The following is a 20,423-nucleotide window of genomic DNA, read 5'->3' on the forward strand; positions in this document are numbered from 1 at the left end:
GGTAACAACATGAGCTTAGAACGTCGTCGCGGATATATTCGTGCAAACGAGCAGCCAGAGGGCGTTCTGGAGCGTTGGGATATTCCAAATTACGACCCGTCCAACGCGCCTCCGCGTGATACGGCGATGAACTACGATCCAGGTTGGGAACCTGCGGAACTGGCTGAAGAAGATCAGGAACCGGAACTTGACCTTTCCATGCTGACCGCAGAATCGTTGGAGCAAATCCGCCAGTCTGCTGTTGAAGAGGGCATGGCTGAAGGCCGCGAAGCGGGTTTCACTGAAGGTAAAGAAGCGGGCTTCGGAGAAGGCAAAACAGAAGGTTTCGAAGCCGGCAAAGAAGAAGGCTACCAGCAGGCAATGGATGACGGTCAGCAGTTGATTGAAAATCGCTGCCACCACCTTGATGCGATTCTCACTAAGCTTGCCTTCCCGTTAGAGCAGGTTGATCACCAGGTTCAAAACCAAGTCGTTGAATTGGTGTTACACCTGTCTAAAGCGGTGATTCAGACCGAAGTTCAGACTAACCCTCAGGTGATTTTAAATACCCTGCGTGAAGCCGTGAACGCACTGCCAATGAATGGTCGTCAAATTACTATTTATCTCCATCCCGAAGATTTGGATGTGGTGACAACCGCCCATAGAGTGGAATCGCTGCGGGATCGCGAATGGCGTTTGATTGCTGAGCCAGCCATCAATCGAGGCGATATCCAGGTCGCTTGCGGTGATTCTGTGGTGGATTACCGGATGGAAGATCGCATTCGTGAAATGCTGACCCGTTTTGCCGGGCAGAATATGCCTAAAGAGCCTGAGCCATCAGCTGATGGGCTCGGGGCGGACGTGCTTCAGGGCGCAGACAAGTTGGTGACGGGCGATATTCCCGAGCAAGGAGAAGATGTCACTGTCGCTCAACAAGAGCAAGATTTAAATCCTGCTAATTCCGGCGACGAACCAGTGCTTGATATGGAACCTACTTCTGAAGAAATCCATGATGCAGAGGTTCTGGCGGGAGATGATGATGGTCAGCCTGTCTGAAAGACTTGCAGCACTTAAAACCGACAGTTTATCCACGCGTCCGGTTGCCTCTGGCAAACTGGTGCGTGTGGTTGGTTTAACGTTAGAAGCTATCGGTTGCCGCGCACCTATTGGTAGCCTTTGCAAAGTCGAAACCCTCAATGGAACCATCGAAGCCGAAGTGGTCGGTTTTGCCGGTGAAACCCTTTATTTAATGCCAAGCGAGCAAATTTCCGGTGTGCTCCCAGGCGCGCGCGTGACACCAATGGTTGGCGAACAGGGCATTCCTGTGGGTCATGAATTGCTTGGCCGCGTGATTGATGGTGTCGGTAATCCGCTGGATGGATTAGGTGATATCTTTACCGGACAAACCGCTCCTTTCACCCCTACAGCTATCAACCCGTTGGCAAGAAAACCTATTGATACGCCACTGGATGTGGGTATTAAAGCCATCAATGGTTTGCTGACAGTCGGTAAAGGTCAGCGTATTGGTCTTTTTGCTGGCTCTGGTGTGGGTAAATCCGTGACGCTGGGTATGATGACCCGAGGCACGACAGCACAGGTGGTTGTTGTGGGGCTGATTGGTGAACGTGGCCGCGAAGTCAAAGAGTTCATTGACGAGATCCTTGGCAAAGAAGGACGCGAGCGCTCAGTTGTCATAGCAGCTCCTGCAGATGCGTCACCTCTGATGCGTTTGAAAGGCTGTCAAACCGCACTGACTATCGCAGAATTCTTTCGTGATCAGGGTTTGGATGTGCTGCTTTTGATGGACTCCCTGACCCGTTTTGCCCAGGCACAGCGTGAAATTGCCTTGTCGGTCGGTGAGCCTCCAGCCACCAAAGGCTATCCACCTTCGGTGTTTGCTAAATTGCCAGCACTCGTAGAACGTGCGGGTAACGGTAACGAAGGTCAGGGCTCTATCACGGCGTTTTTTACTGTGTTGACCGAAGGTGATGACCTGCAGGATCCCATTTCGGATGCTGCACGTGCGATCCTTGATGGTCACATCGTGCTTTCCCGAGAAATGGCAGATGCAGGGCATTACCCAGCCATTGATGTAGAACGCTCGGTGAGCCGTGTGATGCCAAACATAGTGAATGATGAACATATGCTGATGGCACGCGCCGTGCGGCAAGTGCTGTCCGTCTGCCGTAAAAATCAGGATTTGGTTTCTATCGGCGCTTATAAGCCGGGAACCGATCAGGCTATCGATCAGGCGTTCACCCTTAAACCACGTTTGTATATGTACCTGCAGCAGGGCATGAAAGATGTGGTGCCGTATGACATGTGCGTCAACATGCTACGGTCTACACTTCAATAGGTAATCCATGTCAGAAGCGGCGATGAACCTTCTTATCGACCAAGCCAAAGAGCAGGAGCATCATGCTCATTTGACGCTGGTGGCTGCTCAGCAGGAGTTGCAAAGCTACTATGTTCAGGTGGAGCAGATTGAGCGCTACCGTCTGGACTATTTTCGTCAAATGTCTGAACGTGGGCAGGCAGGCCTAAGTGCCAGCAGCTATGGTCACCTTAACCGCTTTATCGTCCAACTGGATGAAACACTGGCAAAACAGCGCCAGGCGGCAATGGATTTTGAAGACAATGTAGAGCAGTGCCGCGAACATTGGCAGCATTGCCGTCAAAAAACCAAGTCTTTGGAATGGCTGGTGGAAAAGCGCCAAAAGGAAGCAAAAATGCGGGCTGAACGTCTGGAGCAAAAACAGATGGATGAGTTCGCCACCCTCATATACACCCGTCAGAAATCCTCGTTCTAATATTTTGGCCTGATAATTGCTTTTAACTTTCTAATACGTTGCCGGACAAGGTTTCCGGCGCCAAACGATAAAGAATCTGAAGCGGGATAATTATGAGCCAAACCAGTTTCTTACTCTCCGGTTTATCAAGCAGCAAAGCGCCGATGGCCGAAGGCAAAGCTGTCATGTCTCCAGAAGTGTCTGAAAGCGAAGGAGAAGGTTTCTTTTCTCAACTGGCTCAGCTGGTTTCTGGCGGAGCTGAAGCTATATCAGATGAAAAAGCGGTCGTTGCTGAAGGTGATGCTGTCAGTGAAGAGACAATCAATGCCGCGCTGGCAAAATCATTGGCGGGTGTTGAAGGTGAAGATGCCGAAAAGTTGGCGCTGGATAAAGAAATTTTTAACGCCGACGGTGAACACGTCGCCGCCAAGCTCGCCATTAACGGCGAGGCTGATGCTCAGGTCGCGAAAACCACAAAAGCGATTGAGAATGGCGATGAAAGCACCTTGAACCTCCAACAGGCCGCCAAACAGGATGGTGAAGTTCTGTTACAACGTCTGAACGAATCTAATCAAGTGCTTCAGACCAAACGAGATGAAGCTTCACTGGAATTGAAAGCGGCTCAGGTAGAATCGATCAAAGCTGATGGCAAAAGCTTGCCGCAACAAGCCAATAACAGTGGAGCGCTGCCTGAAGAAGTAAAAGTCGCGTTGGCATTGCAAGCTCAGGCACCGAAAGCGGAACTGAAAGTCGCGGTCCCTCAACTTGACGGAAAGACACCTGCCGATACCAACACGCCCAATTTGGAGCAGGCGGCGAAAGTTGGAGTGGATGCTTTGCTTTCCAAGCCTATCAGTATACTCACCGATGATGAGAGGATGATTGTTGAGCAACTGGTTGCTGAAATGGAAACTGGCTTACTGAATGTGCCAACAGAAAGTGGTGCTGCTCAAGTTAAAACAAAAGCGTTGAGCGATGCAGAACTCATCGCCGCGGTTGATGCTTTGCGCACGTTGATCGCGCAGGAAACAACAAACCCAGATGCCCCTGTTATCGCAGCATCTATAATGGGTCAGCCTACAGTAGCCACTACTAATAGTGACGGTGAAATCATACCGGAGATGATGGCCAAAGCCAGCCAGTCCCCTGAGTGGGCGGGAACAAAAGCTCAGCAAGAAATGATGATGCGGGCTCAGATGGTTGCTGCGGCTTCAACCATGAACGGTGAACCAGAAAAGGCATTGGCTGACCTGCAGGCTAAAGGTTTAACTCCAGCGGGACAGGCTAATATGAGTCAGGCTGCGTCTGCTGTGCATGCGGCGGTGAACCCACAAACCCAGCCAGCGACACCGATGTCCGCATTCTCCGCTATACCGTGGACACCAGGGGTAATGCAAAAAGGTTCGAATCAGCCACAACCTGAAGCAAGTCAGGCTTTGCTAGAAGCCACCGCCGCCAAGCAACTGACAGAAACCGCGCGTCCAGGTACTGAAGCAAAAGCCGATCATTTGGCACAGCAACTGGCATCGAGCTTTGGTCATCAGGCGGGTACAACCGTAGCGAAACTTGATGCCTCAGCTGTACAGACACCATTGCAAATGAGTCAGAACCAGACAGAAGCGGCAAATGCTTTGTCTGAACGTGTGAACATGATGATGTCGAAAAACCTGAAGCATGTTGATATTCGTTTAGACCCGCCAGAGCTTGGCAGACTACAAATTAAACTCTCGGTAAACAACGATCAGGCATCAGTACAGTTTACCGTGGCAAATCAGGCTGCAAGGGAGCTGGTGGAGCAATCCATACCGCGCCTGCGTGAAATGATGCAGCAACAAGGTTTGCAACTTGCGCAGTCTTCCGTTCAGCATCAGGATGCAGGGGGAAGACAGTCTTTTGCAGGTAACCAAGCCCAACAGGGTGAAAGCCAAAGTGGACAAGGCAATTCTTCCCAGTTTGGACGGGGCGATGAACAAGATACAGATCACTCTGTGACAAGCCAAGACTACTATGTCAACACACCGAAAGATCGTGTTGACTATTATGCTTGATGTAGCATTCTTGCTGCGCTTGTTTTGGAGCTGGAAACGGAATTAACCCCTAACTGAGGTAAACCATGGCAGATGAAGATATTGAAGCTGGCGACGGTGGTGGCGGTGGTGGTAAAAAGAAACTGATCATTATCATCGTAGCGGCAGTGTTGTTACTCGGTGGTGGTGCAGGTGCATTCTTTTTCCTGATGGGGGGCGAAAGCGCGCCACAGGAAGAAGATATTGTGATTGAAGAACCTGAACCTGTGAACCTTCAAGCAATTTATGTGTCGTTACCACAACCGTTTGTGTTTAACGTCACCGGTGACATGCAGCAGCGGCTAGTGCAGGTGAATGTGCAGTTGATGGTGCGTGGTGACCAGAACGAGATAATGGCGAAGCAGAACTTACCTCTGGTTGAACATAGCCTCCTAACAACATTCGGGGCTGCAACTGTGGAGCAACTGCGTACGCCGCAAGGACAGATGGAAGTCCGCAAGCAGGCTGTAGATACCGTGCAGGCTGCAATGGAAAAAGTCACCGGCAAAACAGTCGTTGAGCGGGTGTTATTTACTGGCTTTGTAATGCAATAGGTGCAATGTGACCGATCTCCTCAGTCAAGACGAAATTGATGCGCTTCTTCACGGTGTAGACGACGTTGAAGAGGATGAGCAGGATTCTGGTGGTGACGGTGGCGGCGATATCGCTTCCGCGTCGAATTTTGATTTCTCCTCACAAGACCGTATCGTCCGTGGGCGAATGCCCACCCTGGAGCTAATAAACGAGCGATTTGCGCGTCACATGCGTATCAGCTTGTTTAATATGATGCGCAAAACGGCTGAAGTATCGATTAACGGCGTACAGATGGTGAAGTTTGGTGAGTACCAAAACACACTATTCGTACCGACCAGTTTGAACATGGTTCGCTTCCGTCCGTTGAAAGGTACTGCACTGGTTACTATGGAAGCGCGCCTTGTGTTTATCTTGGTTGAGAACTTCTTTGGTGGTGATGGCAGATTCCATGCGCGTATCGAAGGCCGTGAATTCACTCCAACCGAGCGTCGTGTTATTCAAATGCTGCTCAAGCTGATATTTGAAGACTACAAAGATGCTTGGGCACCGGTCATGAAAGTTGAGTTCGAATACCTCGACTCAGAAGTGAACCCCGCAATGGCAAATATTGTGAGCCCGACAGAAGTGATTGTCGTGAGCTCATTCCACATCGAACTTGATGGTGGTGGCGGTGACTTCCACGTTGTCATGCCCTATTCCATGGTCGAGCCCATCCGTGAATTGCTTGATGCTGGTATCCAGAGTGACAAGATGGATACCGACAAGCGCTGGTCAAAAGCGCTTCAGGATGAGGTGATGGATGTGGAAGTCGCATTGACAGCGAAGTTGCTTGAAACCTCCCTGTCGCTGCGCGATTTGATGGAGCTGGAAGCGGGCGACGTGATCCCCGTAAAAATGCCAGATGCATGTACAGTCTTTATCGAAGATTTGCCAACATTCCGCGGCAAGATGGGACAGTCAAATGACAATCTCGCGATAAAGATTACTGACAAGCTCAAGCGTCCAGAAGTGATGAAGAGTGATGTCAACCTGTTGGAAGACGAACCGATTGAGTTGCTCGAAGATATGAGCGACAAAAATTCGGACGAATAACTAATACGTTGGTAGAGAATCATGAGTGATGTAGAAGACGATTGGGCTGCAGCGCTTGCCGAACAGGCTGAAGTGGAAGGCGGTGATGATGTACAGACTGCCCCGTTAGATGAGTTAGTGGACGAAACCCCACCAATCAATGCGGATGAGGCCCGAAAGCTGGACGGGATTCTTGATATTCCGGTAACTATTTCCATGGAAGTAGGACGCACCAATATCAACATTCGTAACCTGCTTCAACTGAACCAGGGCTCGGTGGTTGAGCTGGATCGTTTAGCGGGTGAGTCGCTGGATGTGCTGGTTAACGGCACCCTGATTGCTCATGGCGAAGTGGTCGTGGTGAACGACAAGTTCGGTATCCGACTGACCGACGTTATCAGCCAAACAGAACGAATTAAAAAGCTGCGTTAACGACGAACTCCTTTGCATGCTGTAATAAAGACGCCTGCCGCTTTGCGGTGGGCGTTTTTTTTAGGCCTGGATTTTGCTTAGTGGGTGTATTAACCGAAAAACACAGGCAGAGAAAGAGAGTTCATGGTATTCCTGAGACGAGCTGCAATTGGATTGATGTTTGCCCCAAGTGCCTATGCGGCAGCACCAGATGGCCAAGACCTAGCGACGACCTTGGGTGCGTTAGTGTTGGTGATTGGTGTGATATTTGGTTTGGCCTGGGCACTGAAACGTATGCAGGTACCATCGCTGATGGGCGCGAAATCTGGGCTGAAAGTGGTTAGCCAGCTTCCGCTAGGTCAGAAGGAGCGTGTTGTTGTGCTCGATGTGAATGGCGAGCAAGTGCTGGTTGGTGTGACAGCTCAGCAAATCACCCTGATAAAGTCGTTAGACAATCCAATCACTGACTCGGAATCTCCGAAATCTTTCTCTTCCCAATTCAACCAAATATTGAAGAAAAATGATGCGTCTTAAATCTGTCACTGCCATTTTTCTGGCGCTTTGCTGTTTTTTTGTCACCCCGTTTGCGCTGGCTGAAGAAGAGTCAGCTCCAGCGTCAGAAACCATTACTGAAACCCTGATTAACGATGCCGGTGAGGCCTCGATGATCCAGTCTCGAAATGGTGGTGGCATTCCAGCACTGACTATGACCGTCAATCCAGATGGCAGTGAGGACTACTCGGTCACTTTGCAGATCTTAGCGTTGATGACAGCGCTCGGTTTCTTGCCAGCGATTGTGATTCTGATGACGTCGTTCACCCGTATTGTGGTCGTGATGGCAATCCTGCGTCAGGCCATGGGTCTGCAGCAGACACCATCAAACCAGGTGATTATCGGTATCGCCATGTTCCTGACCTTCTTCATTATGTCGCCTGTGATTGACCGAATGAATGTCGCGGCGGTTCAGCCTTACCTTAATGAGGAAATTACTGCCCGCGAAGCGTTTGACCGCGTTCAGGTACCATTGCGTGAATTTATGCTGCAACAGACAAGGGTTAAAGATCTCGAAACCTTTGTGAACATGTCTGGCTCACAGGTAACGGAAGCGGAAGAGGTGCCAATGACGGTGCTTATTCCAGCGTTTATCACCTCTGAGCTGAAAACCGCCTTCCAGATAGGCTTTATGCTGTTCCTGCCGTTTTTGATTATCGACCTTGTGGTGGCCTCAGTTTTGATGGCGATGGGTATGATGATGCTTTCGCCGATGATTGTCTCCTTGCCGTTTAAGCTGATGCTATTTGTCTTGGTTGATGGTTGGAACCTTATTCTATCGACCCTCGCGGGCAGTTTTGGGTAGGAGTGAGTCATGGGACCAGAAGCTTTTGTCGAACTGTTTCAGGATGCTCTGTATCTCATCCTGGTCATGGTTTGCGCCATTATCATCCCCGGTCTAATCGTTGGTTTGCTGGTGGCAATTTTTCAGGCCGCGACCTCGATTAACGAACAGACCTTGAGTTTCCTGCCGCGTTTGATTGCGACGCTGGTGGCGCTGATGTTCTTCGGCCATTGGATGACGCGCATGCTGATGGAGTATTTCTTCCGTTTGATTGAAGAAATACCTCAGCTCCTTTACTGACTGAGTTTCAGGTATGGAATACCCGGCAGATATCATTCTCAATTGGCTGGCACAGTACTTCTGGCCGTTTACGCGCATCTCATCAATGATGATGACAATGACGTTTTTCGGTGCCCGTTTTGTGCCAGTCCGTATTCGTTTGTATCTGTCGCTGGCCATCACGTTTGCTGTGATGCCAGCGTTACCCCGTGTACCTGAAACCATTGAGCTGGTTTCCTTTGGCGGCTTTGTCGTTTTGGCGCAGCAAATCCTGATTGGTATTGCGATGGGGACGGTAACCCAGTTTGTTATCCAGACTTTCGTGTTGCTCGGTCAAATTATCGGTATGCAATCGAGCCTGGGTTTTGCTTCCATGGTCGACCCGGCCAACGGGCAGAACACGCCATTACTGGGTCAGTTCTATCTCTTCGTCGCGACCATGATTTTCCTTTCTACCGATGGGCATCTTCAGATGCTCAACTTGGTGGTTATGAGCTTTAAAACCCTGCCTGTGGGCGAAATGCTTGGTGTGGCGGATTACCGCGCGCTGGCAAGTTGGTTTGGCATCATGTTTAGCGTGGCACTTGGCATGGCATTAGCGGGCATTATCGCCTTGCTGACGGTGAACCTTTCCTTTGGTGTCATGACCCGTGCTGCGCCGCAGTTAAATATCTTCTCACTTGGCTTCTCGTTTGCGTTGCTGGTGGGCCTGATGATCTGTATGTATCTGCTTAACGGGATTTTGCCTCATTACCTGAATCACTGGGACACAGGGCTGAACACCATCTGTGACCTTATCCGTCTCGACTGCACAGTAGGTGGAGGTGCCTGATGGCAGAGAACGACGGTCAGGAACGCACAGAAGACGCGACGCCCCGAAGGCGACAGCAGGCGCGGGAGAAAGGTCAGGTACCGCGCTCAAGAGAACTGGCGTCAGTCGCCGTGCTCGTAGTGGGCGCAGTTGCATTGATGTGGTTTGGCGAAAGTCTTGGCAAAGCTTTGATGGAGATGATGCGAAAACTTTTTACGCTCACGCGTGAGGAGATATTTGATGTCACCACGCTGGGGCTGATTTCTTATGGGGCGATATTTCATATTGTCTGGCCGATCACCTTTGTATTGTTGATGCTGTTTATTGCAGGTTTGATTGGTGCTTCCGCATTGGGTGGTGTCTCCTTTTCCTGGGAAGCAGCAAGGCCTAAATTGTCCAAAATGAGTCCGTTGCAAGGCATCAAAAGGATGTTCGGCAAGCAAAGCTGGGTTGAGCTTCTCAAGTCAATTCTAAAAGTGGCGCTGGTATCCGGTGTGGCTTTCTATCTCATGTGGGCGAGTCTCGATGATTTCTATCAGCTCAATATCGAAACGTTTCCGACCAATCTCTATCACGCCCTCGATATTCTGCTGAATTTCGTATTGTTGATTTGTTGCTCCCTGCTGGTGGTGGTCGCGATAGATGTGCCGTTCCAAATCTGGCAGCACAATGAACAGCTCAAGATGACTAAGCAGGAAATTAAAGACGAATACAAAGAAACTGAGGGTAAGCCTGAAGTTAAGGGGCGGATCCGAATGCTCCAGCGCGAAATGGCTCAGCGTCGTATGATGGCAGAAGTCCCGTCTGCAGACGTGGTGATCACTAACCCGGAACACTATTCGGTTGCGCTTCGTTACGACAGTAAAATCGACAAAGCGCCAGTAGTGGTCGCCAAAGGTTCAGACTTCCTCGCACTTAAAATCCGTGAAATTGCCGCTGAGCATGACATCACGATTGTGCCTGCGCCGCCGCTTGCCCGAGCGGTTTACTATAGCACCGAGTTGGAACAACAGATCCCTGATGGTCTATTCACGGCGATTGCTCAGTTGCTTGCTTACGTATTTCAGCTTAAGCAATACAAAAAAGGGCGTGGACGTAAACCTAATCCGCTGGCAGATCAGCAATTGCCAATACCGCCGGAATTACGTCGCTGATGTGATACTTGGCGATATTCTATTAATAACTTGTTGATTTAAAGATACATTAAAACTGGTTCGTTTTTTGCTTCTTGGGTCTCAGTGATTAAGCCCAGAAGAACATAAACGACACATGAAGCTTTCTTTGCCGTTCTACGACAAGGTACAGGATAAAATTCCATTCAAGCGAGGAACTGCATTCCCAGCGATTGGTGCACCGCTCCTCGTACTCTCAACCCTAGCGATGGTCGTGCTACCTATGCCGCCATTGCTGCTCGACCTGATGTTCTCTTTTAACATTGCCCTTTCTCTGGTCGTGCTTCTGGTCACTGTTTACACCCGTAGACCACTTGATTTCGCCGCTTTTCCTACTGTACTGCTGATCGCGACTCTGATGCGTCTGGCACTGAATGTCGCTTCAACCCGTGTCGTTTTGCTTCATGGTCATGAAGGTCCAGGTGCAGCCGGACAGGTGATCGATGCCTTTGGCTCAGTGGTGATCGGAGGTAACTACGCTGTTGGCCTGGTGGTGTTCCTTATCCTGATGATCATCAACTTCATGGTTGTCACCAAAGGTGCGGGTCGTATATCCGAAGTCAGCGCGCGTTTCACCCTGGATGCATTACCGGGTAAGCAAATGGCAATTGATGCGGATTTGAATGCTGGCCTGATTAATCAGGAACAGGCGCGTACCCGCCGTCAGGAAGTGACCAAAGAAGCCGACTTCTATGGTTCGATGGACGGTGCGTCAAAATTCGTCAAAGGTGATGCTATCGCCGGTATTTTAATTCTGGCGATCAATATCATCGGTGGTTTATCCATCGGTATGATCCAACATGATGTCAGCTTCTCAAACGCCATCGAAATTTACACTCTGTTGACTATCGGTGATGGTCTCGTTGCACAGATCCCGTCGCTCTTGCTGTCGATTGGCGCAGCGATCATGGTAACCCGTCAGAACACTGACGAAGACATGGGGCAGCAAGTGGTCTTCCAACTGGTTGACAATCCCCGCGCTCTTATTATCGCGACCGGTATTTTGACGGTGATGGGTATTGTTCCAGGCATGCCACACATTCCATTTTTGACGCTGGCGCTGGTTTGCGGTGGTTTCGCCTACTGGAAAACCAAAGAACAGGCTAAAGCCAGGAAAGAAGCGGAAGAAGCACCTGCAAAAGAAGTGGTGGCCCCAAAGCCGAAAGAGCTTTCCTGGGACGATGTACAGCCAGTTGACGTGATTGGTCTAGAAGTTGGTTACCGTCTGATCCCAATGGTTGACCGCGATCAGGGGGGCGAGCTGCTTGACCGCGTAAAAGGCGTGCGCAAGAAGCTGTCGCAAGACTTTGGTTTCCTTATCCCACCAGTACATATTCGTGACAATTTGGAACTACCACCGAACAGCTACCGGATTACTTTAATGGGTGTTGCTGTTGGCGAGGCGGATATCCGCCCTGACAAGGAACTAGCGATTAATCCAGGTCAGGTGTTTGGTCCTGTTGACGGTGAAGGTACCGTTGACCCTGCGTTTGGACTGGAAGCAGTGTGGATTGAGAAATCTCAGCGCGAACATGCCCAGGCACTTGGCTATACGGTCGTGGATTCAGCCACTGTACTGGCAACCCATTTGAGCCAGATGCTGACCAACAATGCTGAACGTCTCCTAGGTCACGAAGAAGCGCAGAACCTTATTGATATGCTGGCTAAGCAGTCGCCTCGACTGGTGGAAGGTCTTATTCCTGACCTCATTTCGCTGGGCTCTGTGGTGAAAGTGATGCAGAACCTTCTCAATGAAGCGATTCCTATTCGTGATGTACGGACTATTATACAAACACTCTCCGAGTATGCGCCGAAGAGTCAAGATCCCGACATTCTCACTGCTGCTGTACGAATTTCGCTCAGACGCCTTATTGTTCAGGAAATCAATGGTGTAGAGCCAGAATTACCTGTTATTACTTTGGTTCCTGAGTTGGAACAGATATTGCATAAAACTATGCAGGCGTCAGGTGGTGAATCGACCGGTATCGAACCGGGTCTGGCAGAAAGGCTACAACAGAGCCTGTCAGAAGCTACCCAGCATCAGGAACTGCAGGGTGAACCGGCAGTCTTGCTGACTTCAGGGGTACTTCGTTCAACACTGGCCAAGTTTGTTAAAAATACCATCCCGTCACTCAGAGTCCTGTCTTATCAGGAAGTGCCGGATGAAAAACAAATAAGAATTGTGAGAGCGGTTGGCAACTGATGTTGCGACATCAGTAATTCAGGACATCGATTTTGAAGATTAAACGATTTTTTGCCAAAGACATGCGAACAGCGCTGGCCGAAGTGAAAGAAGCACTCGGCGCAGATGCAGTCATCATGTCCAACAAAAAAGTAACTGGCGGTGTCGAAATCGTGGCGGCAGTAGATACTGACGCACCAACCCGTGATGTGCGCAAGGAAACGGCGAAAACGCAGATGGCGCAAAACATGGACCGTGCTCAACAAACACGCCGACTGGCTGATGACACTGTGCACCTGCGCCGTGACATCAGCAAAGAGGCAGCCAGAAAACCACTGGGTGGTGCATTGGGCAGCAAGTTCTCCAGCTTGCTTGACCGTTACCAATCCCAGTTGCCGGAAAGCAATACTCCCGATGAGCCTCAGCAGGAAGGCGATTCGCTGAGCGCATTGTTAGCGCGTCAAAATGACGCCCGTACCCGTCAAAGTGAAAACATTTACAGTGCTGCGCCAGCCCGTCGTTCTAATGGTCATAACGGCCAGAACGGTCAGAGCAATGGTAGTCGCAATGGCGCCAACAACGGTTTCTCCCGCTCGCAGCAACAAGCTAAAGGTCAGGAGCTTGACCGTCTGTATCGTCAAAAACGTGACGAGCAAGACCGCCGTGCACAGGGTCGCGATGATCGCTTTGAATTGCGCAGCGAATCGCGTCGCCAACCAGCGCGTCAAGGCAACGAAGAAATCGAAGCGATGCGCAAGGAAATGGCGACGATTCGCAGCCTGCTTGAGCATCAACTTTCTGGCTTGATGTGGCAGGAAGTAGAGCGTAAAGAGCCTCTTCGTGCCATGCTAATCAAACGTCTTGAAAAAATGGGTATCTCCCCAGTACTGGCCGACCAACTGGCTGGCTATATTCCTGAAGATACCCCACCAAATGAAGCGTGGTCGGAGTTACTGGAGTTAGTGGCAGATCAAGTCATTACGACCAGTGAAAACCTGTTGGAGTTGGGCGGTGTGATTGCATTACTTGGCCCTACCGGCGTAGGCAAAACAACGACCATCGCAAAGTTAGCAGCCAGGGCGGCAATGGATTTTGGCCCTGAAGAAATTGCTCTGGTGACGACAGATACCTTCCGTATCGGCGCGCATGAGCAGTTAGCGACCTATGGCAGAATTTTAGGTTGCCCCGTAAAAGTTGCTAAAGATGCGGATGAACTGGCCGATATACTGTATCAGTTACGTCACCGTCGACTGATCCTATTGGATACCGCAGGCATGGGCCAGCGAGATCTGAGGCTATCAGAACAACTTGATACTCTTATCCAAAACAGTGGTTCACATATCCGAAGCCTCCTTGTATTGCCCGCGACTTCACAACGTCGCGTACTGCAGGAGACTATTGATCACTTCCGGCGCATTCCCCTATCTGGATGCGTGCTCACGAAGTTAGACGAATCCCTCAGTCTGGGGGAATTATTGAGTGTGACCATAGAAAACGCCCTTCCGGTTACCTATCTGGCTGATGGCCAGCGTGTACCCGAGGACATTCGCCAGGCAAGTGGGAGATACCTGGTTAACAAGGCGAGTGAACTGATGGATCAAGATTCAGAGCAGCGAAACCATTTCTGGAGTCATGATGTACCAGAGTCGAATGCGGCGGACTTTTATGATTGAGACAACCATGCATGATCAAGCAAGCGGCCTCCGCCGCCTGACAAACCCGACTCGTACCAAAGTCATCACCGTCACTGGTGGTAAAGGTGGTGTCGGTAAAACCAACATCACCTTGGGTATGGCAGCTGCCATGGCCAAGCAAGGCAAAAAAGTCATGGTGTTGGATGCTGACTTAGGGCTGGCAAATGTCGATGTATTGCTGGGTTTGCGTGTAGGTAAGAACCTCAGCCACGTTATGCAGGGCGTGTGCGACCTCAAAGATATCATTATCGAAGGTCCGCACGGCATGAGGATTATTCCAGCTTCGTCGGGTATGCGAGGAATGACCGAGCTCAGCACAGCTCAGCACGCCGGTCTTATTAGGGCATTTGGTACTCTCGAAGAAGACGTTGACGTGCTGCTGGTGGATACCGCAGCAGGTATTTCTGACATGGTCCTGAGCTTCTCACGCGCGGCACAGGATGTGTTGATTGTGGTGTGTGATGAGCCGACTTCCATCACAGATGCCTATGCATTGATTAAGCTGCTGAGCCGTGAACACGGCGTTACCCGGTTCAAGGTCGTTGCCAATATGGTGCGCAGTTACCGCGAAGGTCGCGATTTATTCACAAAATTAACTCGGGTAACAGAAAGATTTTTAAATGCTAATCTAGAATTAGTAGCATGTGTTCCATTAGATGAGCATGTGCGTCAGTCTGTAAAGAAGCAACGCGTCGTGATTGATGCATTTCCGAAGTCTCCGGCCGCGCTTGCTCTAAATGCGTTGGCAAACAAGGCCCTGACCTGGCCTGTACCGCGTAATCCGGGCGGACACTTGGAGTTTTTCGTTGAGCGACTGCTGGTTCGGGACGAGGCTGCGGGGGATTACCTCAGTGAATAGGGCGCTGACCTATAGCAGGACAGGAGCATCAACGGAGACGGTGTTTGAGCAGTACGCCACATTAGTGAAACGGATTGCGCACCACCTAATAGCCCGTTTGCCCCCAAATGTGCAGGTTGAAGATCTCATTCAGGCGGGCATGGTTGGTTTGCTTGAAGCGCAACAGAACTACGATTCCACAAAAGGAGCGAGTTTTGAAACCTACGCTGGTATCCGTATTCGTGGCGCCATGCTGGATGACATCCGTAAAGGCGACTGGGTGCCGAGGTCGGTTCACAAGAATAACCGCCAAATCAGCGAAGTGATTTCACAGCTTGAAGGTGAATTGGGGCGAGACCCCAGCGACAAAGAAATTTCGAAACGCCTGGGCATGAGTTTGGATCAGTATTACCAGGCTCAAAACGACATCAACGCAGGGCGACTGATTGGTATCGATGACTTGGGCGTTTCAGAAGATGCTTTCGTGACAGAAAGTCATCGTGATGAAAATCTTCCCTTTGAGGAAGCGGCCGGGGATAGCTTTAAATCGCACTTAGCGAATGCCATCCGCGGACTTCCTGAAAGAGAAGCTTTGGTACTCTCTCTCTATTATGACGAGGAACTCAACCTCAAGGAGATTGGGGCCATTATCGGGGTTAGTGAATCCCGGGTTTGCCAGATACAAAATCAGGCAATGCAGCGGTTACGGACCAAGCTATCCGCTTGGTCAAAGTAAGTTTTTACAATAATAAGGAACCTCACTGGAGGCCACTTTGAACACAAATATGAAAATCCTCGTTGTTGATGACTTTTCAACAATGCGCCGTATCGTTAAAAACCTCCTTCGAGATCTGGGTTTCAACAACACCGTTGAAGCAGATGACGGCCTGACAGCACTGCCAATTCTTAAGAAAGGCGGTATTGATTTCGTCGTTACTGATTGGAACATGCCGGGCATGCAAGGCATCGATCTGCTAAAAAACATTCGCGCTGATGATGAGCTCAAGCATCTTCCAGTTCTGATGATCACCGCAGAAGCCAAGCGTGAGCAAATCGTTGAGGCCGCTCAGGCTGGTGTGAATGGTTATATCGTTAAGCCGTTTACTGCCGCAACGCTCAAAGAAAAGCTGGATAAGATTTTCGAGCGTATGTGATTTTTTCTTCGCGCAGTGATGGATTATTTAAACGATGATAACACTCGACCAAGCTAAAGAATTGGTCAGTCTGCTCGAAGAAGGGAATCAGGACGGCGCGAACGAATTACTGGCCAATCTTGTCAGTGACGTGCGCAATCCGCTCTTCAATGAGGTAGGAAAACTGACCCGGCAACTACATGATTCGTTGTCAAATTTCCGTTTAGATCCACGCGTCAACGATTTGGCTACCAGCGAGATCCCAGATGCGAAAGATCGCCTGAACTTTGTGATGGAAAAAACGGAACTGGCTGCGAACCGCACCATGGATGCAGTGGAAGCGACCCTTCCAATCGCCGACAACCTGCAAGAATGTCTTGCCTTGGTTCGTCCGCAATGGAACAACCTCATGGGGGGGCGGATTGACATAACAAGTTTCAAAGACTTGTGCCATCAAATCGACGGTTTGTTGACACAGGTTGAAGGGGATACCACTAAGCTCCACGGTCAATTGACTGAAATCCTTATGGCGCAAGACTTTCAGGATCTAACCGGACAGGTTATCCGTCGTGTCATTGAGTTGGTGCAAGAGGTAGAAAAACAACTGGTTGAAATCCTCACTGCCTTTGGTCTGGATGACGATCAGAAAGAACCAGAAACAGAAGCAGAAGCTGAACAACAGCAATCTGGCATTGTGGCTGAAGGTCCAGTCGTCTCCGAGAAAGAGCGTCAAGAGAAGCAAGTGATGCAAAGTCAGGATGACGTCGATGATCTGCTTTCCAGCCTGGGCTTTTAGGGGTGCGTTATGAGTTTTGAAATGGATGAAGAAATCCTCCAGGACTTCTTAATCGAAGCCGGTGAGATTTTGGAATTGCTATCCGAGCAATTGGTCGACCTGGAAAAATCACCAGAAGACAGAGACCTACTCAATGCAATATTCCGTGGTTTCCATACCGTAAAAGGTGGTGCAGGTTTCCTTTCACTGACCGAACTGGTTGAAACATGCCACGGTGCAGAAAACATCTTCGATAACCTGCGTAATGGCGGACGTGAATTGACGCCGGAAGTGATGGATACCATCCTCCAGTCATTGGATACCGTTAACGAGCAGTTCGCTTGCGTGCAAGAGCGCGAACCGGTACCTGCGGCTGATCCAGCACTCATTGAAGCACTCCACAGATATAGTCGCCCTGCTTCAGAAGATGACGCAGTAGAAGCGGCTGCACCAGAGCCGGAACCAGAGCCAGAGCCAGAAGCGGTAGCAGAAGATCCGGCCGAAGGTAGCGAAGCGATTGCTGGTGATTCTGTTGATGAAATCACAGACGACGAATTTGACCGTCTTCTGGACGAACTGCACGGCGCAGGCAAAGGTCCACAAGCAGGTGACAGCGCATCAGCCCCACCAGCTGCAGCAGGTGGCGGTGATGACATTACAGACGACGAATTTGAAAAACTGTTGGACGACCTGCACGGTGCAGGCAAAGGTCCACAGGTTGGTGGTGCGCCAGAAGCCGCGACACCACCACCACAAAACGCGTCGGTAGAAAGCCCGTCCAGTGACGAAATCACTGACGATGAATTTGAAAAACTTTTGGATGACTTGCACGGCAAGGGTAAAAGTCCGATTGACAGTGGTGCAGCTACCGCAGCTACCGCAGCCACAGCGCCACCTCCGCCGCCGAAAGCAGAGCCAAAACCTGCGCCAGCGCCGGTGCCAAAAGCCGAGCCTGCGGCAGCAAAACCACCTGTACCAGCCGCCAAGCCACCAGCAAAGGCTGACGACAAAAAGCCGCCCGCACCTCAGGTTGAGCAGACTGTACGTGTGAACACCTCCACGTTGGACACCATCATGAACATGGTGGGTGAGCTGGTCTTGGTGCGTAACCGTCTGGTGAGTTTGGGTGCAAGTAGCGATGATGAAAACATGGCGAAAGCAGTGACCAACCTTGACGTGGTCACTGCTGACCTTCAAGGCGCTGTAATGCAAACACGTATGCAGCCAATTAAGAAGGTATTTGGCCGTTTCCCACGCGTTGTACGTGACCTTGCACGAAGCCTGAAAAAAGACATCGTGCTGGAAATGCGCGGCGAAGAAACCGACTTGGACAAAAACTTGGTAGAGGCACTTGCGGACCCGATGGTTCACTTGGTGCGTAACTCGGTTGACCACGGCATTGAAATGCCGGATGCCCGTGAGGAAAAAGGCAAACCACGCACAGGTACCATTACCCTTGCGGCTTCGCAGGAAGGTGATCACATTCTGCTGACCATCGAAGATGATGGTGGCGGTATGGATGCTGAGAAATTGCGTTCTATCGCAGTAGAGCGTGGTGTGATGGATGCGGACGCCGCGGCACGTTTGAGCGATACTGAGGCCTATAATCTGATCTTTGCTGCAGGTTTCTCAACCAAGACTGAGATTTCAGATATCTCTGGTCGTGGTGTAGGTATGGACGTGGTGAAAACGGCGATTACCCAACTGAACGGTACAATTTCTATTGATTCAGAACTGGGCCGCGGCACTATTATCTCAATCAAAGTGCCTCTGACACTGGCAATCCTGCCGACTCTGATGGTCGGTATCGGTAACAATCCGTTTGCGTTCCCGCTGTCGAACGTTAATGAAATCATCAGCCTTGACCTTTCTAGAACTAACACAGTTGACGGACAACTTACGTTGATAGTGCGTGAAAAAGCAATTCCACTCTTTTACTTGCAAGATTGGCTTTGCCCGAGGCATCACTCTCAAAACCGAGAGACTGGACATGTTGTGATCGTCCAGATTGGCCATCAGCCTGTAGCATTTGTTGTGGATTCTCTCATAGGACAGGAAGAAGTCGTGATCAAGCCTCTGGATGAACTGCTGCAAGGCACGCCGGGTATGGCAGGAGCAACAATTACCAGTGACGGGAACATAGCTTTGATCCTTGATGTACCGAATTTGCTGAAGCGATATGCTGGCGGATAAACCAAAAGGAACGACATGGTGTTGAAAGTTTTGGTGGTGGACGATTCAAGTTTTTTCCGCCGCCGCGTTAGCGAAATTATTAACGGGGATCCTCGCCTTCAGGTTATCGACTGTGCAGTTAATGGAAAAGATGCAGTTGAAAAGGCAGCAAAACTAAAACCAGATGTCATTACGATGGACATTGAAATGCCTGTGATGGATGGGATTACTGCGGTTCGTGAGATCATGCAGAGCAATCCAACGCCGATTCTAATGTTTTCTTCGTTAACGCATGACGGGGCACAAGCCACCTTAGACGCGTTGGATGCGGGCGCGCTTGACTTTCTGCCAAAGAAATTCGAAGACATCGCACGTAACCGCGACGAAGCGGTCGCTTTGCTGCAACAGCGCGTGAACGAGATTGCTCGTAAGCGCGCCTTTATGCGAAGACCTGCACCTGCGGCACGCCCAACTACCACTGCGCCAACACCAACGGCTTCGCGTGCGCCAGTCCGCCCGATGACAAGTCGTGCGTCTAGTGCACCTGCTGCACCAGCGGCAAGACCTGTTTCATCTTCAGCACGTTTTAAAGCCAGCGGTAAACGCTACCAATTAGTGGCGATTGGTACTTCTACAGGTGGGCCAGTGGCACTACAAAAAGTGCTGAGTGGGTTGCCAGCGAATTTCCCAATGCCTATCGTGCTTATTCAGCACATGCCTTCAACCTTTACTGCAGCTTTTGCGCAGCGACTGAATGGCCTTTGCAAAATCACAGTGAAAGAAGCGCAGGATGGCGATCCATTACAACCAGGCACTGCTTATTTGGCGCCGGGTGGAATGCAGATGATGATTGATGGACGCCCAGGGGCAGCTCGTGTGAAAATTATCGACGGTGGCGATCGTATGAATTACAAGCCATGCGTTGATGTTACCTTCGGGTCTGCAGCCAAAGTCTACAACGACAAAGTATTATCGATGGTATTGACGGGAATGGGTGCAGATGGCCGGGACGGTGCAAGATTGCTGAAACAACAAGGTTCAACGGTGTGGGCACAAGATGAGGAAAGCTGTGTGGTCTACGGTATGCCGCAAGCTGTCGCTAAAGCGGGCATTTCAACCGAAGACTTACCGTTGGATCGCATTACCGAGCGTATTTTCGTTGAGCTCAACCTCGTTTAAGG

At 50.4% G+C, this 20,423-nt stretch carries 20 protein-coding genes; all 20 read left to right on the forward strand.

The genetic code is table 11. From position 1 onward, the window contains the following. Positions 1–9: 9 nt before the first annotated feature. The 20 genes from fliH (at position 10) to GMA8713_RS00345 (ending at position 20,421) form a co-directional block, all read left to right on the forward strand. Positions 10–1,035: a flagellar assembly protein FliH gene (gene fliH / locus GMA8713_RS00250; RefSeq protein WP_062704587.1), complete on the forward strand. Its 1,026-nt coding sequence runs from the start codon at positions 10–12 to the stop codon at positions 1,033–1,035. Next, positions 1,019–2,335 carry a flagellar protein export ATPase FliI gene (gene fliI / locus GMA8713_RS00255; RefSeq protein ID WP_062704589.1) on the forward strand — a complete coding sequence of 439 codons (1,317 nt, stop codon included), beginning with the start codon at positions 1,019–1,021 and terminating at the stop codon, positions 2,333–2,335. Before fliH ends, fliI begins: the two co-directional genes overlap by 17 nt. Before the next feature lie 7 nt (positions 2,336–2,342). Continuing rightward, complete coding sequence (fliJ, locus tag GMA8713_RS00260; protein ID WP_062704591.1) at positions 2,343–2,789, forward strand: flagellar export protein FliJ; 447 nt, start codon at positions 2,343–2,345, stop codon at positions 2,787–2,789. 92 nt (positions 2,790–2,881) lie between these two features. Beyond that, entirely contained in the window at positions 2,882–4,816 is a 1,935-nt protein-coding gene (locus GMA8713_RS00265; protein ID WP_062704593.1) for a flagellar hook-length control protein FliK, read from the forward strand. Positions 4,817–4,881: 65 nt separating this feature from the next. Continuing rightward, positions 4,882–5,388 (forward strand): flagellar basal body-associated protein FliL, encoded by a 507-nt coding sequence (gene fliL, locus GMA8713_RS00270; RefSeq protein ID WP_062704595.1) that lies wholly within the window; start codon positions 4,882–4,884, stop codon positions 5,386–5,388. 7 nt (positions 5,389–5,395) lie between these two features. Then, positions 5,396–6,460: a flagellar motor switch protein FliM gene (gene fliM / locus GMA8713_RS00275; RefSeq protein ID WP_062704597.1), complete on the forward strand. Its 1,065-nt coding sequence runs from the start codon at positions 5,396–5,398 to the stop codon at positions 6,458–6,460. 21 nt (positions 6,461–6,481) lie between these two features. Further along, on the forward strand, positions 6,482–6,871 hold the full coding sequence (gene fliN, locus GMA8713_RS00280) for a flagellar motor switch protein FliN (RefSeq protein ID WP_062704599.1): 390 nt from the start codon (positions 6,482–6,484) through the stop codon (positions 6,869–6,871). Between the two features lie 123 nt (positions 6,872–6,994). After that, the gene (gene fliO, locus GMA8713_RS00285) at positions 6,995–7,384 is read left to right on the forward strand and encodes a flagellar biosynthetic protein FliO (RefSeq protein WP_062704601.1); all 390 of its coding nucleotides are present in this window, start codon (positions 6,995–6,997) and stop codon (positions 7,382–7,384) included. Then, a complete protein-coding gene (gene fliP, locus GMA8713_RS00290) occupies positions 7,374–8,207 on the forward strand; it encodes a flagellar type III secretion system pore protein FliP (protein ID WP_062705068.1) in 834 nt (277 codons plus the stop codon). The genes fliO and fliP overlap by 11 nt, the downstream gene beginning before the upstream one ends. 9 nt (positions 8,208–8,216) lie before the next feature. After that, a complete protein-coding gene (gene fliQ / locus GMA8713_RS00295; protein ID WP_062662983.1) occupies positions 8,217–8,486 on the forward strand; it encodes a flagellar biosynthesis protein FliQ in 270 nt (89 codons plus the stop codon). A gap of 13 nt (positions 8,487–8,499) precedes the next feature. Beyond that, entirely contained in the window at positions 8,500–9,297 is a 798-nt protein-coding gene (gene fliR / locus GMA8713_RS00300; protein ID WP_062704603.1) for a flagellar biosynthetic protein FliR, read from the forward strand. Continuing rightward, the gene (gene flhB / locus GMA8713_RS00305; protein ID WP_062704605.1) at positions 9,297–10,430 is read left to right on the forward strand and encodes a flagellar biosynthesis protein FlhB; all 1,134 of its coding nucleotides are present in this window, start codon (positions 9,297–9,299) and stop codon (positions 10,428–10,430) included. The genes fliR and flhB overlap by 1 nt, the downstream gene beginning before the upstream one ends. Positions 10,431–10,545: 115 nt before the next feature. Further along, positions 10,546–12,651: a flagellar biosynthesis protein FlhA gene (gene flhA, locus GMA8713_RS00310; RefSeq protein WP_062704607.1), complete on the forward strand. Its 2,106-nt coding sequence runs from the start codon at positions 10,546–10,548 to the stop codon at positions 12,649–12,651. 32 nt (positions 12,652–12,683) lie between these two features. Beyond that, the gene (gene flhF / locus GMA8713_RS00315; protein ID WP_062704609.1) at positions 12,684–14,303 is read left to right on the forward strand and encodes a flagellar biosynthesis GTPase FlhF; all 1,620 of its coding nucleotides are present in this window, start codon (positions 12,684–12,686) and stop codon (positions 14,301–14,303) included. Beyond that, entirely contained in the window at positions 14,296–15,183 is an 888-nt protein-coding gene (locus GMA8713_RS00320; RefSeq protein WP_062704611.1) for a MinD/ParA family protein, read from the forward strand. The genes flhF and GMA8713_RS00320 overlap by 8 nt, the downstream gene beginning before the upstream one ends. Beyond that, on the forward strand, positions 15,176–15,898 hold the full coding sequence (locus tag GMA8713_RS00325; protein WP_062704612.1) for an RNA polymerase sigma factor FliA: 723 nt from the start codon (positions 15,176–15,178) through the stop codon (positions 15,896–15,898). The genes GMA8713_RS00320 and GMA8713_RS00325 overlap by 8 nt, the downstream gene beginning before the upstream one ends. Positions 15,899–15,947: 49 nt before the next feature. Continuing rightward, a complete protein-coding gene (gene cheY, locus GMA8713_RS00330; protein WP_002537850.1) occupies positions 15,948–16,316 on the forward strand; it encodes a chemotaxis response regulator CheY in 369 nt (122 codons plus the stop codon). A gap of 34 nt (positions 16,317–16,350) precedes the next feature. Then, positions 16,351–17,091, forward strand: coding sequence for a protein phosphatase CheZ (locus GMA8713_RS00335; RefSeq protein ID WP_062704614.1), 741 nt, complete (start codon positions 16,351–16,353; stop codon positions 17,089–17,091). Between the two features lie 9 nt (positions 17,092–17,100). Next, the gene (locus GMA8713_RS00340; RefSeq protein ID WP_062704616.1) at positions 17,101–19,263 is read left to right on the forward strand and encodes a chemotaxis protein CheA; all 2,163 of its coding nucleotides are present in this window, start codon (positions 17,101–17,103) and stop codon (positions 19,261–19,263) included. A gap of 15 nt (positions 19,264–19,278) precedes the next feature. Then, complete coding sequence (locus GMA8713_RS00345) at positions 19,279–20,421, forward strand: protein-glutamate methylesterase/protein-glutamine glutaminase (protein WP_062704618.1); 1,143 nt, start codon at positions 19,279–19,281, stop codon at positions 20,419–20,421. Positions 20,422–20,423: the final 2 nt, after the last annotated feature.

It is taken from the genome of Grimontia marina (genome assembly GCF_900060185.1).
GTDB lineage: Bacteria > Pseudomonadota > Gammaproteobacteria > Enterobacterales > Vibrionaceae > Enterovibrio > Enterovibrio marinus.

What these genes read in the sequence shown, in the direction of transcription:
- fliH (WP_062704587.1), top strand. Translation starts at nt 10, where the DNA reads ATGAGCTTAGAACGTCGTCGCGGATATATTCGTGCAAACGAGCAGCCA.
- fliI (WP_062704589.1), top strand. Translation starts at nt 1,019, where the DNA reads ATGGTCAGCCTGTCTGAAAGACTTGCAGCACTTAAAACCGACAGTTTA.
- fliJ (WP_062704591.1), top strand. Translation starts at nt 2,343, where the DNA reads ATGTCAGAAGCGGCGATGAACCTTCTTATCGACCAAGCCAAAGAGCAG.
- GMA8713_RS00265 (WP_062704593.1), top strand. Translation starts at nt 2,882, where the DNA reads ATGAGCCAAACCAGTTTCTTACTCTCCGGTTTATCAAGCAGCAAAGCG.
- fliL (WP_062704595.1), top strand. Translation starts at nt 4,882, where the DNA reads ATGGCAGATGAAGATATTGAAGCTGGCGACGGTGGTGGCGGTGGTGGT.
- fliN (WP_062704599.1), top strand. Translation starts at nt 6,482, where the DNA reads ATGAGTGATGTAGAAGACGATTGGGCTGCAGCGCTTGCCGAACAGGCT.
- fliO (WP_062704601.1), top strand. Translation starts at nt 6,995, where the DNA reads ATGGTATTCCTGAGACGAGCTGCAATTGGATTGATGTTTGCCCCAAGT.
- fliP (WP_062705068.1), top strand. Translation starts at nt 7,374, where the DNA reads ATGCGTCTTAAATCTGTCACTGCCATTTTTCTGGCGCTTTGCTGTTTT.
- fliQ (WP_062662983.1), top strand. Translation starts at nt 8,217, where the DNA reads ATGGGACCAGAAGCTTTTGTCGAACTGTTTCAGGATGCTCTGTATCTC.
- fliR (WP_062704603.1), top strand. Translation starts at nt 8,500, where the DNA reads ATGGAATACCCGGCAGATATCATTCTCAATTGGCTGGCACAGTACTTC.
- flhB (WP_062704605.1), top strand. Translation starts at nt 9,297, where the DNA reads ATGGCAGAGAACGACGGTCAGGAACGCACAGAAGACGCGACGCCCCGA.
- flhA (WP_062704607.1), top strand. Translation starts at nt 10,546, where the DNA reads ATGAAGCTTTCTTTGCCGTTCTACGACAAGGTACAGGATAAAATTCCA.
- GMA8713_RS00320 (WP_062704611.1), top strand. Translation starts at nt 14,296, where the DNA reads ATGATTGAGACAACCATGCATGATCAAGCAAGCGGCCTCCGCCGCCTG.
- cheY (WP_002537850.1), top strand. Translation starts at nt 15,948, where the DNA reads ATGAAAATCCTCGTTGTTGATGACTTTTCAACAATGCGCCGTATCGTT.
- GMA8713_RS00335 (WP_062704614.1), top strand. Translation starts at nt 16,351, where the DNA reads ATGATAACACTCGACCAAGCTAAAGAATTGGTCAGTCTGCTCGAAGAA.
- GMA8713_RS00340 (WP_062704616.1), top strand. Translation starts at nt 17,101, where the DNA reads ATGAGTTTTGAAATGGATGAAGAAATCCTCCAGGACTTCTTAATCGAA.
- GMA8713_RS00345 (WP_062704618.1), top strand. Translation starts at nt 19,279, where the DNA reads ATGGTGTTGAAAGTTTTGGTGGTGGACGATTCAAGTTTTTTCCGCCGC.